This is a genomic window from Fibrobacter sp., from assembly GCF_017545445.1.
Lineage (GTDB): Bacteria > Fibrobacterota > Fibrobacteria > Fibrobacterales > Fibrobacteraceae > Fibrobacter.
Window position 1 is genome coordinate 17,375 of record NZ_JAFWOM010000170.1, and the last position, 15,104, is coordinate 32,478.

The 15,104-nt window shown below is 43.4% G+C and carries 18 protein-coding genes; 13 read left to right on the forward strand and 5 right to left on the reverse strand.

The genetic code is table 11. The features are described 5' to 3' along the window. Window positions 1-213: 213 nt before the first annotated feature. Window positions 214-1,125, forward strand: coding sequence for a glycosyltransferase family 2 protein (locus IKG78_RS19540; protein WP_290947057.1), 912 nt, complete (start codon window positions 214-216; stop codon window positions 1,123-1,125). Window positions 1,126-1,239: 114 nt separating this feature from the next. On the opposite strand, the gene IKG78_RS19545 is transcribed toward IKG78_RS19540, so the two are convergent. Together IKG78_RS19545 and IKG78_RS19550 are read right to left on the reverse strand one after the other, a co-directional pair. Next, window positions 1,240-3,909: an FISUMP domain-containing protein gene (locus IKG78_RS19545; RefSeq protein ID WP_290947068.1), complete on the reverse strand. Its 2,670-nt coding sequence runs from the start codon at window positions 3,907-3,909 to the stop codon at window positions 1,240-1,242. 8 nt (window positions 3,910-3,917) lie between these two features. After that, window positions 3,918-5,276, reverse strand: a complete 1,359-nt coding sequence (locus IKG78_RS19550) for a hypothetical protein (RefSeq protein ID WP_290947072.1) — start codon at window positions 5,274-5,276, stop codon at window positions 3,918-3,920. A 96-nt stretch (window positions 5,277-5,372) separates the two neighbouring features. Between IKG78_RS19550 and gmk the strand changes: the two genes are divergently transcribed. Next, entirely contained in the window at window positions 5,373-5,933 is a 561-nt protein-coding gene (gene gmk / locus IKG78_RS19555; protein ID WP_290947075.1) for a guanylate kinase, read from the forward strand. Between the two features lie 124 nt (window positions 5,934-6,057). Here the strand turns inward: gmk and IKG78_RS19560 are convergent, their stop codons facing one another. Continuing rightward, window positions 6,058-7,068: a hypothetical protein gene (locus tag IKG78_RS19560; protein WP_290947079.1), complete on the reverse strand. Its 1,011-nt coding sequence runs from the start codon at window positions 7,066-7,068 to the stop codon at window positions 6,058-6,060. A gap of 431 nt (window positions 7,069-7,499) precedes the next feature. Here IKG78_RS19560 and IKG78_RS19565 point away from each other — a divergent pair, with 431 nt between their 5' ends. From IKG78_RS19565 to IKG78_RS19585, 5 genes are read left to right on the forward strand one after another with little or no spacing between them, the layout of a single operon-like run. After that, on the forward strand, window positions 7,500-7,718 hold the full coding sequence (locus tag IKG78_RS19565) for a hypothetical protein (protein ID WP_290947082.1): 219 nt from the start codon (window positions 7,500-7,502) through the stop codon (window positions 7,716-7,718). A gap of 21 nt (window positions 7,719-7,739) precedes the next feature. Continuing rightward, window positions 7,740-8,684, forward strand: coding sequence for a hypothetical protein (locus IKG78_RS19570; protein WP_290947085.1), 945 nt, complete (start codon window positions 7,740-7,742; stop codon window positions 8,682-8,684). An 11-nt stretch (window positions 8,685-8,695) separates the two neighbouring features. After that, window positions 8,696-8,995, forward strand: a complete 300-nt coding sequence (locus IKG78_RS19575; protein WP_290947089.1) for a hypothetical protein — start codon at window positions 8,696-8,698, stop codon at window positions 8,993-8,995. 4 nt (window positions 8,996-8,999) lie between these two features. After that, a complete protein-coding gene (locus IKG78_RS19580) occupies window positions 9,000-9,893 on the forward strand; it encodes a hypothetical protein (RefSeq protein WP_290947101.1) in 894 nt (297 codons plus the stop codon). Window positions 9,894-9,948: 55 nt separating this feature from the next. Next, a complete protein-coding gene (locus tag IKG78_RS19585; protein ID WP_290947105.1) occupies window positions 9,949-10,824 on the forward strand; it encodes a DUF6544 family protein in 876 nt (291 codons plus the stop codon). A 52-nt stretch (window positions 10,825-10,876) separates the two neighbouring features. On the opposite strand, the gene IKG78_RS19590 is transcribed toward IKG78_RS19585, so the two are convergent. Beyond that, complete coding sequence (locus IKG78_RS19590) at window positions 10,877-11,101, reverse strand: hypothetical protein (protein ID WP_290947110.1); 225 nt, start codon at window positions 11,099-11,101, stop codon at window positions 10,877-10,879. Between the two features lie 33 nt (window positions 11,102-11,134). After that, on the reverse strand, window positions 11,135-12,040 hold the full coding sequence (locus tag IKG78_RS19595; protein ID WP_290947113.1) for a PD-(D/E)XK nuclease family transposase: 906 nt from the start codon (window positions 12,038-12,040) through the stop codon (window positions 11,135-11,137). A 232-nt stretch (window positions 12,041-12,272) separates the two neighbouring features. On the opposite strand from IKG78_RS19595, the gene IKG78_RS19600 reads away from it, so the two are divergent. The 6 genes from IKG78_RS19600 to IKG78_RS19625 all read left to right on the forward strand — a co-directional run bounded on the left by IKG78_RS19600 (window position 12,273) and on the right by IKG78_RS19625 (window position 14,942). Continuing rightward, a complete protein-coding gene (locus IKG78_RS19600; protein WP_290947116.1) occupies window positions 12,273-12,674 on the forward strand; it encodes a hypothetical protein in 402 nt (133 codons plus the stop codon). 90 nt (window positions 12,675-12,764) lie between these two features. Next, the gene (locus IKG78_RS19605) at window positions 12,765-13,004 is read left to right on the forward strand and encodes a DUF4160 domain-containing protein (protein ID WP_290947178.1); all 240 of its coding nucleotides are present in this window, start codon (window positions 12,765-12,767) and stop codon (window positions 13,002-13,004) included. Between the two features lie 7 nt (window positions 13,005-13,011). Continuing rightward, complete coding sequence (locus IKG78_RS19610; RefSeq protein WP_290947126.1) at window positions 13,012-13,425, forward strand: DUF2442 domain-containing protein; 414 nt, start codon at window positions 13,012-13,014, stop codon at window positions 13,423-13,425. A gap of 45 nt (window positions 13,426-13,470) precedes the next feature. Beyond that, the gene (locus IKG78_RS19615; protein WP_290947130.1) at window positions 13,471-14,403 is read left to right on the forward strand and encodes a hypothetical protein; all 933 of its coding nucleotides are present in this window, start codon (window positions 13,471-13,473) and stop codon (window positions 14,401-14,403) included. A 46-nt stretch (window positions 14,404-14,449) separates the two neighbouring features. Further along, the gene (locus IKG78_RS19620; RefSeq protein WP_290947133.1) at window positions 14,450-14,635 is read left to right on the forward strand and encodes a hypothetical protein; all 186 of its coding nucleotides are present in this window, start codon (window positions 14,450-14,452) and stop codon (window positions 14,633-14,635) included. Between the two features lie 73 nt (window positions 14,636-14,708). Continuing rightward, complete coding sequence (locus IKG78_RS19625) at window positions 14,709-14,942, forward strand: hypothetical protein (RefSeq protein WP_290947137.1); 234 nt, start codon at window positions 14,709-14,711, stop codon at window positions 14,940-14,942. The last annotated feature ends 162 nt before the right edge of the window (window positions 14,943-15,104 follow it).

Sequence of the window (15,104 nt, forward strand, 5' to 3'; positions counted from 1 at the left end):
GACGCGACCAACAAAGTTGGGCATGACCGAGCCGATTGGTTGGGACTTGAGTGAAGCGAAAGTCCAAAGACGAAAGAGAATATGGATCCTATCGGCCTTCGGCTCCAGGATGACAGATTCTAGGATAACTGATCCCGGAACAAAGTCCGGGATGACAACGCAGCAACTAATGACTATTGACTAAAGACTAATGACCAACCCCTAAGAACTAACATGCTTTTATCTGTAATTATTCCTGTTTTTAACGAAGAAGAAATTGTGGCCGAGACGTTCCGCGTCTTGGAGGAAGAACTCAAGGACATCGAGCACGAACTCATTTTCGTGAACGACGGTTCCAAGGACCGCACTCGCGAAATCCTAGAAGAACTGCTCCCGACAACGCCAAGCAACAAGATTATCAACTTCAGCCGTAACTTCGGGCACCAAGCCGCATTCAGTGCAGGCCTCGACCATGCACAAGGCAATGCAGTCGTCATTATTGACGGAGACCTTCAAGACCCGCCAAGCCTTATCCCGGTGATGATGGAAAAGTGGCGCGAAGGCTATCAAGTTGTCTATGCGCAGCGCAACAAGCGTGCCGGAGAAACGCTTTTCAAGCGCTTTACGGCTTTCTGTTTCTACCGCCTCATCGGCAAGCTCACGAGCATCGACATTCCGCCAGACACCGGCGACTTCAGACTCATGGACCGCTGCGTCGTCGATCAGCTCAAAAACCTCCCCGAACGCAGCCGCTTCTTGCGTGGGCTCGTGTGCTGGGTTGGCTTCAAGAAGATTGGCGTCAAATACGACCGAGCAGAACGCACGGCAGGTACATCGAAGTATCCGCTCAAGAAGATGTTGCGTCTCGCGTTCGACGGCATCACAGGTTTCAGTTCCGCACCGCTCAAAATCAGCTTTTACATGGGGCTTGTCGCGACGGTTGTCGGATTCGCTTTGCTCGTCTGGTCGATTCTCGAAAAGTTCCTCTCCCCTGCCACCACCGTTCCCGGCTGGGCTTCGCTCATGACAGCCATCGTGTTCTTCGCAGGCGTGCAGCTTTTGACGATTGGCATTCTCGGCGAATACATCGGACGCATCTACGACGAAGTCAAGCAGCGCCCGCTGTACATTGAGGATAAGAAATAGACGAGAGGAGAATCCTGGATGACTGGATGAAAAAAAGCCGCCCTGCGGGGGCGGTTTTTCAGTTCTTTAAACGCATTAGTTTAATTGGATTTATTAATCGCATATGCAGAAAAGCTATTTGCAGCCTGGACTTCGTATTAAGCGAATTGGATGATATTCAACTATAGGGAGTTTAACTATAGATCCAGTGAGATCTTTTTTAATACAATATGCATCCGCCACGTTATCTGGAGCATTAGCTGTAAACAACCAGAAACACGACGCATATTCAGAATCTTCCGCAGTTTTGAAAGACCCAGAATTCACAAAATGGCCCGATGGAACAAAATCAAATTCAGAGACATTCGTCCCTCCCATTCCAACAGATGCAAGTTTATCTGCACCACCAACCGTTTCCAATAATTTATTAATATCAGCTTCTAACGGAAGAACCCAGTTACTTTGGTATTTGCCGCACGCATTATTAACATCTCCTACAGAACTATTCCAAGTAAAATAGTTGCCGTATTCCCTACAAAGAGCATCATTTCCATTATAACATTTTGCTTTACCGCCAAAGTTGTAATAATAGAGCAGGTTCTCCGCCATCCAAGTCTGGTCGCCTATTGTTACAGTCACGTAAGTACTGTCATAGAAGGTTTCCTTTGAAAGCTTAATCGACAGAGAAGAACTTCTCGGATTATTAAACACATTACCAGGTTGCACACAACGAATTGGTAACTTAATCGAATCCTTTGCAAAGCTTATATTTACACTGACAATTTTACCAGCCCCACCATTTTTCTTGAGCGAAAAGACTTTGGCATAACCACCTGTAGTGTCGCTGGTCCAATACATGCCCTCTTCGCCTACTTTGTGCCATTTAGTATAAAGGAAATAACCCGGCAAAGCATCACTATCACCAAAAGACGTACTATCTTCTAAAAAACGTGACTTGTTAATTTCATCTGCACGCGGCAAGCGCCACCCATTCGGGCAAGCTTTCCGGGCATTTTCCCATGTAAAATATTTGCGTCCTTGACCATAGAAATCGGTGCCAGAACCACCAAAATAACCACCCAAAAGATTGTTTTCCAAATCCTGGTTCATCCAAATAAGACCGTTGTGCCTCACATAACTTGAAGTGTATGTTTTATTATTGATCACATAAGTGAAGCTACCGCTCGACCCGAAACTGGACGACGAAGATGAAGCCGCAGAACTGCTCGATTTTACAGAACTGCTGCTTGCTGGTTTTGCACCCTTTATGCAGCGGACGGATCTACGATCATTTATATTGCCTTCTATAAATTCCGGATTTTTGTCTTTCCCATATACACTCACAGAACGCGCTTCAGAGTCACCTATTTTTTCATTTGTCCAAAAAACGGCGCCATTCGTCAAACTAGAATAGTACACGACACCACCTGATATTGAACCTCCCCCAGCAGGAAGCACAGAAAAGCCAGACGCATCGTCTCCATTGCCGGCCGTATTAGAATCCCAGCCCGACGTTGCCTTGAGGTGTGTCGCAACATCCGTTCCCACCGACTTAAACAGTACAGCCCATTCCGTCGAATCCGGCAAGTGCCAGCCTTCGGGGCAAGCGGTCGTAGCAGCATTCCACAAATAAAGACGACCGTACTTATCACAATTTTTGGCAGAATTCATATAACAGGAACTACCATCAACTGCATAATTCAGGTTTTCCGCCATCCACTCCTGATCACCGATTTTGACGGTCCTATACTTTTGTCCATTGTATTCAATTTCGCCGTAATTCTTCCCTGAAGGCGGAGTGTAGCTAGACATCGGAGCTGTTGAAGAAGACGAAGACTTGGCCGAACTGCTAGACAAGCGCTCGCCTTCCACGCAGCGGACGGAAACCGAGTGATTTTTATCGAAATCTGTTCTAAAAGTAGCGTCCTTAGCACTATAGAGAAGATTGACAACATACACAGTATCTCCAGCCTCTGTAGAACTCATAAAGAAAGCATTCTGGTCTTTATATCTAAAACTTGACCCCTGGGATTTTATGCCACCAGGGAGAGCCGAAAAGCTAAAGTCGTCAACACCAAGATCAGCAGAACTTTCATCCCAGCCGGTTGTCGATTTGAGATGAGTTCCCGCTACGTTTCTTCCACCCACAGACTTGAATAGGACTTCCCATTCCGTTGAATCCGGCACATGCCAGCCTGCAGGGCAAAGATCTGATGCATTATAACCATTCTTTATCGTATAAAGACGACCGTACTTTTTGCAATTTTCATCAGAATTTTCATAACAATAGCTGTAGTCTGCTTTATACTTCAGGTTTTCCGCCATCCACACCTGATTGCCAATCTTGACCTTCTTGTAAGTCTGGCCATCGCGACTATCCTTAAAGCAATCAATGTTACCCGTTTTACATTGAGTGTCTAAAATTTCTGTGCTGGAGGTGCCTTCGGAACGGCTCGACGACAAGGCCTTACCTGATGAAGAACTGACCTTGACACTAGAACTTGTTGCTGATACAGGACGAGCAGAAGACGAACTCACCTTCGCGCCAGAATTAGTTGTCGAACTAGAAACGGAGACTGAAGTGCCGGCAGAAGACGAGGAGTCGTCTGTTTCTTTTGTATAATCCAAAGCCCCGAACGCATCGTCAAATTCTGACTGGTAATCGGTACAAGCGGAGAAATACATTACAGCAGAAAACGCAGCAAGTACACTTATTAGACGCATGGATCCTATCGTTCGCCAAAGGCTCACTCCAGGATGACAATTCATTCTTTCGTCTCTCGTCTTTCGTCTTTCGTCTAACATATTCCCTCCTAAAATGCGATACTCAAGCCAAGACCAAGGCCGCCTAAAATGGCAATGCCGATGCCGGTCATGCGAAGTGTCTGGTAGCTGCCGATGTCATCGTAACGGCTATCAAATTCACACTTCGAAGTTGGCTTTTTCTTGCTTTCGTCCTTCGCTTTACTGTTATTGACAATCGCAAGCGTCGTACCGGCAATAAGCGTTGCTGCCGAAACGCCGACGAGCACCCACCGCATTTTTCCTAGCTTGCTCTGCTTTGGCAAGCCGTTATCCACTTTGTCGCCCGGCAGTACTGCTGAATTGCCAGATTGCACGGAATTGCCAGAGTTGGCCTTGGAATCGCCTGTCTGCACGGTGCTTGCATTTTTCGTCCCGACGTCTTCAGAAGAAACGTTTTTCGTATTCATCTTCGGCATCGAATTGATGGCAGAAGAATCTCGGCTCCAGATCCAGCGGCCAACGAGGTCGTCGCTAGCCTTTTCAAATTCCACGCGGCCTTTGTAAGCCGCCATTTCTCCATTGCGCCCTTTCGGGAAAATGACAGCTTTTTTCTTCATGTTCACTAGCATGTGGGCGTTTTGTCGTCCTGAAGGAATCTGAGTCACGTTAAAAAGCTCAGCCCCGCTCAAATAATACGCGCCAGCCACCGGCCTGTTCAAGTCCAAATAAAGCGAAAGGTCCGTCGAATCGAGCACGACCTTCAAGTTCGTCTTTGTATGCACAAGCGAATCGTTCATGTGTTCGAGAGCCTGCACGAACAGCGGAGCAAACTCGTCGCCAGACTTGCGAAGCACGATGTCGCCACACTTGGATAGCCAGAGTTCCGCAAAATGCTTTTGCTGGTCCATGCGGCGTTCATCATAACGCAGCTTGAAATTGTACGAAGCATCGAACGCCCCCGAATGCGAAAGCGGCTCCAAATCCACGCTGCCTTCGATTTTCAAAAGATTCTCTTTAGAAGCGACAATTCGCGAAAAAGCATCAGTACAGGCATCAATCTGCTGTGTTCGCTGTTCCAAATTATCAGCCATGGTCATCACGCCCAAACGCAGCTCGCCGGTGACTTCCATGTAACGGGACTCGAATTCCGGGAGTTCAACCGCATAAAAGTGGCCGCACTCTTCGTCCAGTATATCGTTGATGGAAATCATGCTGCATCGGTCATTCATCTTCGCGATGCGGTTTGCGCGATTAATCAAGGAATCCACTTCGGGGTTGTTGCTACCGATGCCCGCTTTCAACTGTCGCAAGTCATTCTGAATCGCCTGAAACTCGGACGCATCTTTTACGAAAATGGAAACTGTAGGGTCGGCAAATGCTATCCCCACAAAGCACATCAAAGTTATAAGAGAAATATAAGATTTCATGTAGTAAATATAAAAGTTTGCTCAGCAGACAAGGCAAGGGCGGTCGCGAAAAACGAGCACTTTGGCAATTTTTCAACCATTTAGTATATTTGAATCATGAAGAACAAGCTTTTCGTTATGAGTGCCGCGAGCGGCGCAGGGAAGACCACCCTCAAGGACCTGGTCATCAAGGATTTCCCGGATATCAAGTATTCCATCTCCGCAACGACACGCAAGCCACGCGAAGGCGAAATCGACGGAGTCCACTATTTCTTCAAGACTAAAGAAGAATTCGAGCAGATGATCAAGGACAACGGTTTAATCGAATGGAACGAAGTCCACGGCAACTACTACGGAACACCTAAGAGTTTCGTCGAAAAAACTCTCGCCGAAGGGAACCGCGTGCTGTTCGATCTCGACGTTTTCGGCAAGGTGAACTTCGACAAGGTCTATCCTGACGCAACGGGCATTTTCATCATGCCGCCGAGCGACGAAGAACTGGAACGCCGCCTCCGTGGTCGTGGTACCGACAGCGAAGAAGTCATCCAGCTCCGCCTCGCAAACGCCAAAAAAGAAATCGAATTTGCAAAGACCAAGGGCAAGTACGAATACACGATTATCAATGACGACCTGCAAAAAGCCGCAGACGAACTCCGTGCTATTTTAAGCCAGAAGTAAATTGGTTGATGGACCGATGAAATTCCCGCCCCTCACTCAAAAAACGAGACTTGAGGCGGGAATTTTGGATGAGGTGTAAATTTCGCCAAAGCAACTGCGACTCAGCTTTTACACGAGTCCGCAATTAAAATTTTATCCGCAATACAATCGCATTTTCGAAGTAATCGGGATTTGCCCCCAAACGCCACAGTTTGGAATCATAAGCAAATAAATTCGGACGAGCCTTACGCAAAATTGCAGCAGCCGTCGCACGCAGATACCCCGCCTTGCTCTTGGTTTGCATCCCCTTGAGAACCGCACCCAAGTCATCAATGCTCACGCTAATGGCGTTATGATCATGAGGATTATACGGTTCCGCTTGCACTCTTGTCGTGAGCGAATCGTAAACCGCTTGACTTTTAGCCCCAACCCTAGCCGAATCGTCAAAGAAGTGAAATGTCACCGCAGCTTTTGCTGCTGATTCGAATTTTTCAATGCTAGCAACCCACGGATGGTTCGTCGCACCGACAATGCCAATTGTAAAATCTGCACTTTCACAATCCTTGAAATAGCGGACAAACATTTCTTCAGGTGATTCTTTGCTTGGATCCGGTTTGAGAACATCGCGAGCTGCCGCCAAGAGAATAGCAGAAACATCCGTTTCTCCAGTTGCAATCGGAGCATTCGCCTTGTAAACTTGTTCAAATCCGCTGTCGCCACGGAAACCGCCATAGACATTCGCAAACAGAGCTTCAGCCGCCACAGGCTTTACGAGATGCAGCACGAGCGGCAAGAAGTTTGCAAACACCGTCGGACGGCGACGCAAAAGTTCCGCCACAAGCAAGCCATCGCGTTCTTGAACCGCAAGCAACAACGCCCCCACATGCAACAAGAACGAATACTGGGAGGCATCCAGATTCTTGATGTCGTGCGGCAAATAGACATTGACTGTCGCCTGCAATTCCTTGGGCAAATAGGTGTACCACGAAGGCGTAAAATAGGCACTGCCTTCAACGCACTGCATGTGCGAAAAATCATATTCTACAGCAGGAGCCGATCTCGCATAATCGAGAATCCCCGTTACGCTGCGTGTGAACGCATAAACCATCGCATTTTTGGACGATTCAACTTTGACATAAAACATTTCGTTTGCCATTGCAGGCCTCCTTTCTGAGGGTTACAAAGTAAACTTAGATTTTAGCAATGTCATATTATGACAATTTCAAAATTTCTAAAAAAATTTCCTAATTCAAATATCTTTCTCGACATAACAAGTTCTAGAAACATCTAAAATTAAGGTATATTTAAAGCATGTTCGTTATACTATTGTTTTCGCTCTTATTTCTAACCGGATGCATTTTTGAGGCACCATGCGCATTTTGCAGTGTAGGATTTCGCGGAACAATTGACAACCTTGATTCTAATCAAGATTTACAAATGAGATTGGCGAGTCCTGATTCTACAGAATCAGAAAGATTTGTTTTCGAAAAAACAAAAGACCCCCAAAATGAAGATCATTTAAACAACCAAATATATCAAAACGGGAACCATTTTTCATCCAATTTTTTCATCCACACAAGTTGCACCTTGGAACCCTGTATAATCGAATGGCTTGTTGACGGGAAAGTAATCAAACGAGCACAAATTCAAGAAATCCGTGATAGAGGGATCTTCTTTGACGACATCTATTTAGAAGTCACGACTCTGGAAGACAATAAAAAATACAAAATCGGAACTCCAAGCGACTCTAAGCAGTGCCCTCATTCATGGTGCGTTGATTTTGACCACTTGCCGAACAATCCCTAATGCCATACGACAGATACTGAAATGAAGATTTTCTACCACCTTCCCGGACTATTTGAATTTTACGAACTTTACAAGGCGTTCTTGCCGCTATTCCGCGAGCACCGGGAATATTTTTACGATTGGTGCGAAATCGGTTCAATATACGGCGCGCCCAACGACTGCTTATGGGGTGGCGGGCGCGTCGGCTTTGGCGATGCGCAACCGGACTCTGTTGCAGCCCTCATGAAAGAATACGGAATTTCCGCACGGCTCACTTTCAGCAATTCATTGATTCGCGAAGAACACCTCGCCGATAGAAAGTGCAATAAGTTGTGCGAAATATTTGAAAGCGGCGCAGATACCAATGCAGACAAGAGTCGCGAGAATCCCAACGTAAACGAAATTCGTACGAATCAAAACAGCATCATCGTTCATTCCGACCTGTTGCTAAATTACATCAAATCAAAGTACCCCAATTATTACTTTGTCTCTTCAACCACAAAAGTCATTACGGATTTCGAGCAGTTCAAAACAGAGCTAAGCCGCGAAGAATTCCGCTATGTCGTTCCCGATTTCAGACTCAACAAGCAATTCGACAAATTGAACGTACTCACAAACGAACAAAAGCAAAAGGTCGAATTTCTGTGCAATGAATGTTGTTGGTTCGGCTGCTATGACCGCAAAAAATGCTACGAGAACGTGAGCAGGAAAAGCCTTGGCGAAAACTGCGAAGACCACATTTGCGTCTCGCCCACAGCCCAAAGGGGCTACCGCTTCTCCGATGCAATGAAAAATCCCGGTTTTATTGGAATCGAGGACATTCAAAACATCTACGCACCTGCGGGATTCCGCCACTTCAAAATCGAAGGTCGCAGCCTCGGCAGTGCCCTCATTTTAGAATTTCTACTTTATTACATGACAAAGCCCGAGCACCAGCTCAAAGTTCGTGAAGAAATTTATCTGGACAGTACGTTAGATTTATTTTAAACGGAGATCAAATGAGTTCTACTATAACGGCAGCAATCATAATAATTACGTTATCTTCGTTTATCATAGCAAAGATTCTTAAAAAATTTGCAAAGAAGGCGTCTCCCTATTTGCTATTTGCCATCGCAGATATCATCATAGGCCTTTTGATATTAGGCTTTGCCATCTACGATTTCAATACCGCCGAAGGAGAATTCGCAGGAATCTTAGGCGAATTGGCTTTGCTGATTGGAGAGCCGATTGTCGTAGTACTTTTAATTATAGATGCCATTGCATGGTACATGTCGCGCAGAAAGATTAAGAAGGATTGAAATTATGGAACCGACAGAAACATTATTCATGACTATTTTAAAGATTGTACTTATTATCATTTTTTCGATAATTCCATTTTTATTAGGCGTTTTCGCGAACATTTCTACCAAGCATCACAGGGCATTTCTCATTACGGGGAGAATCGTATCGATTCTACTAGCCATATTCATTGCCGTCATTCTTTCGTTTTTCATTACATTTGCGATCGATGAGTCGCATTCCACACAGCAAACATATATTTTAGCTTGCTACGCTTGCGGACTTACCGTTGCATTTCTTCCTTTATCTACGTTTTACTTTACTACATGCAAAAAAACAAAAAAGCAAAGAGTCCGTTATCTCATCATTTCTTTTGTTACATTTTTCTTAATCCTTTCAGGATTTGAATTTCTACACAACCGAGCTTTTGGATACGTTTTTCAAACGGAACGTTATGAACTATCCATAAATGAATTTTATACAGACCACCCTAAAGCCGATAAGAACAGTGATATCAATATATTCGCATCTATGCAAAACGGAGTAAGTGTGTTCACAGCGAATATCTCCGTATATAAAGATTCCATCATACTAAAGACAATAGAAAGCAATTATATTGGCGACGGCAAATCGGAAATTGATTCATGTTATCGCAACAATTTGCCTCCAGACTTGATCCAAGACATCATTGAAGAAATCACCTACTATCAACAAGAGATTGAATATAGCCTTTTTGCAGATATGTGCCTTCATCCATCAGCAACTATTGACCTTGTCAACAATAAAAACGCAACAACAATAAAATTGCACCTTCCAGACATTGATGAATTTCATCCCAACGCCCGACGTTTAGTAAAAAAAATCAACAGTCTTGTAAATGATTCTAAAATTGACCCTACAAAAGGTTGTTCCAATTAATTTCAAACATTCAAAAAAAATCATGCAAAAAATGAAACCCGCAAAGAGATTTTTCATGACTATCCTGATTATCATCGCTGCCATTATTTTGCTTTTAGCAATTTGGTTCAATATTCCCTATTCACCCGTCAAGACGCTGTTTCAGAACGATGTCGAGGCTAGGTTGCAAAGTGCCGCGACTCTTACAAACGCAAACGCCGACAGTTCCGCGACAATCTCCAGAACGCTAGACTCTGCGGCCATCGCAAGCCTCCCACCCCTCATTCAAAAATATCTGAAAACGAACGGTTACATCGGCAGCAAAAGGCGTACGCACTTAACCATGGAATACAAAGATGTCGATTTTGGCATGGGCGTAAACAAGCCGCGACTCAAAATCGATTACACGCATGTGGACTTTGCCGATTCGCCAGACAGACTCGCTTTCATCGACAGCAAGATGTTCGGAATCCCGTTCCAAGGCTACGATTACTACATGAACGGCAAAGGCGGCATGAAGGGAGTTCTCGCGAAACTCTTTACGCTATTCGACCAAACAGGCCCGGCAATGGACAAAGCTTGCCTCATCACTTATCTTGCCGAAGCATTCTTTTTGCCAGAAGCTCTCCTGAAAGATTTCATCACGTTCAAGCAAGTTGACGACCACACCGTCGAAGCGACAATCACAAACAAAGGCGTAACTGCAACCGGAATTTTCCATTTCAATGACGCTTACGAAATGACCTCGTTTACAACAAATAATCGCGGTCAAATTTCACCCGACGGGACCATAGAATACACCCCATGGGAAGCGCAATGCGAAAACTACAAAACCTATTCCGATGGCATCAAGCGTCCCACCGTTTTCCGCGCCGTGTGGAAAAACAAAGACAGCGACTTCGTCTATTTTGACGGAGAAATCAGTAAAGTGAACGGAGCAAGGCTAAAGTAGCAGCCTGACAGAAACGGGCAAAAAAGCAGTCTGCCCAAAAAAATTCAGGACATTAGCGCTGAGTTCGACGCTTCCGTATTTCTTCCTGCGGAATTCCTGAAATGACCGCGATTTTCTCGATAGGAATATCATTAGCAAGCATCGCATCGACCATTTCATAGCGAGTTTCAATTTTAGCACCAGCCAAACGGCATTCAATCTCTTCTTTTGCAATCATTTCTCGCTCCAGTTCGGTCAAGGTGGTTTTGTCCAAGTTCTCGATTTTGATGCGTTTCAAGGCTTCGTTGACGATTCCGTTCCCAAAGTTTTATTAAATTTCGGCAGTTTTACTCTTTTTAGAGAGTAAATCTTCTTTACGTATTTTGAAGAGTTCTGCCGCTTTTTCAGCAGTCAAAATGCCTGCATCGACCATAAGCTGTGCAGATTCAAGAATTCCATCGCCTTTTCCTTGTAAATAAGATCCTTGTTTTTCGTAAAGCAAATTTGTCATTCCGTCAACCTCATTCAAAAGCGTTTCGTCCGTGTACCCTGTCAAAGATACATCCTTGATGAAGTCCTTGTCAAGAAGGTTCTTCAGTTTTTCAATAGGGATTTCCTTTTCTTCGAGTACGGCACGGAAAATTCGAAGCATTTCGGCCCTATTTGTTATTTCCCGCTTTTCGGGTTTCGTGCGATCATCGATTGTGAAAAATTTTTCTACTTCCACAAGGTAAATGTCCAATTTTTCGTAAAAGAAATGCCGATTGCGAGCGAGCTGGGAATGGTGCAAGTAAGTGTTTCTTTCCAAAGGAAACTGGTTTTCTGTCAGAATCGAAAGTACATAGATATGTGGCAAGTTATAATCTTGCGATTTTTTGACCGTTCGAGAAATCACTCGAGATGTGTAGTAAATAAGCCTATCAACGAACAGGGTATTAAAATTCTGCTGGACTTCGATGAGAACAGGGTTGCCAGCTTCTGTTGTTCCATAAATGTCGAAAATCGCGGTTTTATCATTGAGAACCCCCGGACTCTCGGGAACACCTAAGGTAAAGGTTTTGATGGCATTTTTTCCATTCAAATCAAGCATTGCGTTCAGAAACTTCACCGTACGTTCAGGTTTAGCCTCATTCGCCATAAGCATTTTAAAAATGCCGTCGCTGAAAGGGTAAACGTTAGTGTAGTTTTTTCGATACTCGGGTAAACGTTCAGGATGTTTATGAAGATCTTTAACCATAGCGAAAAATTCGTCTCGTGTCACAATTATACCTCCGTTAAGTTTAGAGGCTCTAATCTACAACGAAAAAAATCGAAAAGCAAAACTTTGCAAATTTTGCAATCAGTTGTTTGCAAATACGTTTATTTTGCCAACTATAGAATTACTTTGACGAGAAAGTTTTTATCTCATGGTTAAAATGTCAGAATTAGACATTACAAGATTATATATTTGATCAAAAGGATAATACAAAATGCAAAAAGAATATTCAGAAAACGATTTTCCGCAATCATTGCGATGGCAAAACATTGATAAGTTCTTGAAGAAATTCCTGCACCGACTTGTCAACGAAACAACACCCTGCGAAACAATCATAGATGAAAACGGTCATGAAATCAAAAAAGTTTTCCGCCGCAAAAGATTTATCTGCTGGTACTCTCGCGTATTCGAAATCAACGAATTTTACCATACATACGGGACACCCGGCATCTGCTTTCACGGATACTTGCCCCAAAACGATTTTGGCGAACCTGAATTTGATAGCGTCGAACCCGGCTACGGCTACTATGATTTTAGAATCAAGAGTTTAGAGCACTTTAAGCAGATTCTCGAAGCCGTGATCAAGGCAGATGAGTATTTTGCCACAGTGGAATAATTCAACAAAAAGGTCTCATTGAATCCCATTTTGAGCAGGGTTAAACAAGAAAAGTATTGACGGTTATTAAATAATAACCTATATTAAAGTATTGGCAAGGTATTCGAAAAAAACGGTTTTTCTTTCTTCTTCTACATGAACGAACATGTGCCAGTGCACGTCCACGTAATGCGTCAAGGGAAGAAAGCAAAAATAGAGATCATTGATGGCAAGGCGGTTGTGAAGCTTCCTGGCAGGCTTTCCGCTGCGGACTTGAAAAAGGCAACAGCACTCGCAGAAGAAAACCGCGAACTTATCGAAACCAAGTGGCATGAAACATTCGACAAGTGAGGTCAAGATGGAAATTACTGAAAAAGATGTAAAAAGAATCTGGGTAGATGATGATGCTGTCTGTGTCGAACTGAACGATGGCCGTGTCGGTCGAGAACTCATCCGCGATTATGAACCGCTCAGAAACGCGACAAGAGCACAGTTGGAGAACTGCCGCGTGGATCTCGACGGAGTGTGGTTTGACGATCTTGACGAAGGTCTTGAGCTTTCTGGATTTTTCGCCCCCAAAAAGATGAACCCTGTGGGAAGAGTCTTTTGGATGTTCCCGGAGCTGAATGCCGCAGCTTTTGCTCGGAGGCTTGGCATTCCACAACCACTTTTTGCAGCCTATATAAACGGTTCTAAAAAGCCATCTGTCGCCCGAAGAAAGAAGATCAGCGATGAATTGCACCGCATTGGACGAGAGCTGGAGTCAGTCTGATTCAGGCATAGGTATTTTTGCTACTGGAAGCAAAGGAAAACTATAATGGGAGCTTATATAAATCATACAAACTTGGTTCATGTAACGAACGAGACACGGACTGACGGTTGTTTCGAGTTGCTCGGGTATAAGGACATTGATGACCAGGTAATCCGTGCAATCGTTGACAACAAGAAAATTGAACGTATTCAGATTTCATATTTATTGCCAGACAAAGCATACCAGATAATAGACGATATTCTTTCTTTACGACCAGACATCACTTTCAGGCTTTTTGGTTTTTATGATGAAGATAAAGTAGATATTTCGTTCCTTTTGAAAATGCCTCATCTGAAAAACCTTTGTATCGACCGTATAGATTTCAGAAATGATCAACAAAAGATTAATTTTGATGTGCTGGTCCGATTACGATTAAAACAATTTTATATCGATTGTTTTGATTTGAGAAACTACGAATTCATCAAATATCTTTCAGACGATTTGGAAGAATTGATTATTATCGCTGATACGATGGGGCCGGGAGTCGTATTTGACTGTGCATGGCTTTTGAAATATGTAAATCTGAAGAGTTTATGGCTAGGCAAGAAAGCGAAAAAGAATATTGAACTGTTGAGTCAACTTCCTAAGCTCAAGGACTTGACTTTAAGGGGAATTAAGATTGCGGACTTTTCGTTCCTTCATAAGATGAATCTGGAAAAACTGGCACTTTTTTGGAATTCAAATAACGACTTGCATGAATTGGGAAAGCTTAAGAATCTTCGTGAGATTGAACTTTGGCGAATAAATAAGCTGGACGATATTTCATTCATTGAAGATATGACAAACCTTGAGATCATAAGACTAGAGGATCTTAAACACGTTACCAGTCTTCCAGATTTAAGCAAGCTCACGAAGCTCAAAAAAATAGTCCTCAACGGAACCGGCATCGATATGAAATCATTACCTGACAGTATTAAGCCCTATTGCGCCTCTTTTTGAGCGGTGTTAAAACGAAAAAGTGGTATATTATGGGGAGAGGTTGAATATGAAAAGCATCGAAAACATGGATTATGAAGAACTTTTTGAGTTGTGCTATGATTGGTCAAATCATGATGCAGAATGTTTTTTGGACTGTTCGCTCAAAGACAACACTCCTGAACATGTAAGAAAAGCTTTTGCTGAAATGAAAAAAATGCAAAAGGAATTTGAAAAACAAGGACTCACCGTTTAGCTTCTCCTTTCAATCGAAGGTTTTTGTCTTATAGGAACTCTTTAGAGCTCAGTTAAAACAATAGAGGTTAATCATGATTACGGTCGACAAAGAAACAAGAAAGTTTGAGTTCTACAAGGAAAACGAAGGTGATAAAATCTGGTGGGTCGATTATGTCGATTATCGCGGTTTCTTTGCTGTATCGTTTGATAAGAAAAAGATCTTGTTTATTTTTGGTGATTATCCTCAGAACTTCACCAAAGAAGAAAAAGCTCTGTTTGACAAAGAAAATCCTTATTGGGCAGATTTTTTCGATAAAAAGAAATAGTCTTTGTAATTATTTCATACTCCTTGTGTGTTCAAAAATCCAAGTAGCTCCCTAAATTTTGGGGAGTCTTTTAATTTTTCAATGTCAATCAAATAGTCGTGCAATTTAAGTCTTATAGGGGCTCTTTTTGAGCGGTGATAAAATCGAAAAAAGCTAGCAGTT

Excerpts from the sequence above, each read along its gene's own strand:
- IKG78_RS19540 (WP_290947057.1), top strand. The coding sequence starts at position 214 with ATGCTTTTATCTGTAATTATTCCTGTTTTTAACGAAGAAGAAATTGTG.
- IKG78_RS19545 (WP_290947068.1), bottom strand. The coding sequence starts at position 3,909 with ATGTTAGACGAAAGACGAAAGACGAGAGACGAAAGAATGAATTGTCAT.
- IKG78_RS19550 (WP_290947072.1), bottom strand. The coding sequence starts at position 5,276 with ATGAAATCTTATATTTCTCTTATAACTTTGATGTGCTTTGTGGGGATA.
- gmk (WP_290947075.1), top strand. The coding sequence starts at position 5,373 with ATGAAGAACAAGCTTTTCGTTATGAGTGCCGCGAGCGGCGCAGGGAAG.
- IKG78_RS19560 (WP_290947079.1), bottom strand. The coding sequence starts at position 7,068 with ATGGCAAACGAAATGTTTTATGTCAAAGTTGAATCGTCCAAAAATGCG.
- IKG78_RS19570 (WP_290947085.1), top strand. The coding sequence starts at position 7,740 with ATGAAGATTTTCTACCACCTTCCCGGACTATTTGAATTTTACGAACTT.
- IKG78_RS19575 (WP_290947089.1), top strand. The coding sequence starts at position 8,696 with ATGAGTTCTACTATAACGGCAGCAATCATAATAATTACGTTATCTTCG.
- IKG78_RS19580 (WP_290947101.1), top strand. The coding sequence starts at position 9,000 with ATGGAACCGACAGAAACATTATTCATGACTATTTTAAAGATTGTACTT.
- IKG78_RS19585 (WP_290947105.1), top strand. The coding sequence starts at position 9,949 with ATGACTATCCTGATTATCATCGCTGCCATTATTTTGCTTTTAGCAATT.
- IKG78_RS19595 (WP_290947113.1), bottom strand. The coding sequence starts at position 12,040 with ATGGTTAAAGATCTTCATAAACATCCTGAACGTTTACCCGAGTATCGA.
- IKG78_RS19600 (WP_290947116.1), top strand. The coding sequence starts at position 12,273 with ATGCAAAAAGAATATTCAGAAAACGATTTTCCGCAATCATTGCGATGG.
- IKG78_RS19610 (WP_290947126.1), top strand. The coding sequence starts at position 13,012 with ATGGAAATTACTGAAAAAGATGTAAAAAGAATCTGGGTAGATGATGAT.
- IKG78_RS19615 (WP_290947130.1), top strand. The coding sequence starts at position 13,471 with ATGGGAGCTTATATAAATCATACAAACTTGGTTCATGTAACGAACGAG.
- IKG78_RS19620 (WP_290947133.1), top strand. The coding sequence starts at position 14,450 with ATGAAAAGCATCGAAAACATGGATTATGAAGAACTTTTTGAGTTGTGC.
- IKG78_RS19625 (WP_290947137.1), top strand. The coding sequence starts at position 14,709 with ATGATTACGGTCGACAAAGAAACAAGAAAGTTTGAGTTCTACAAGGAA.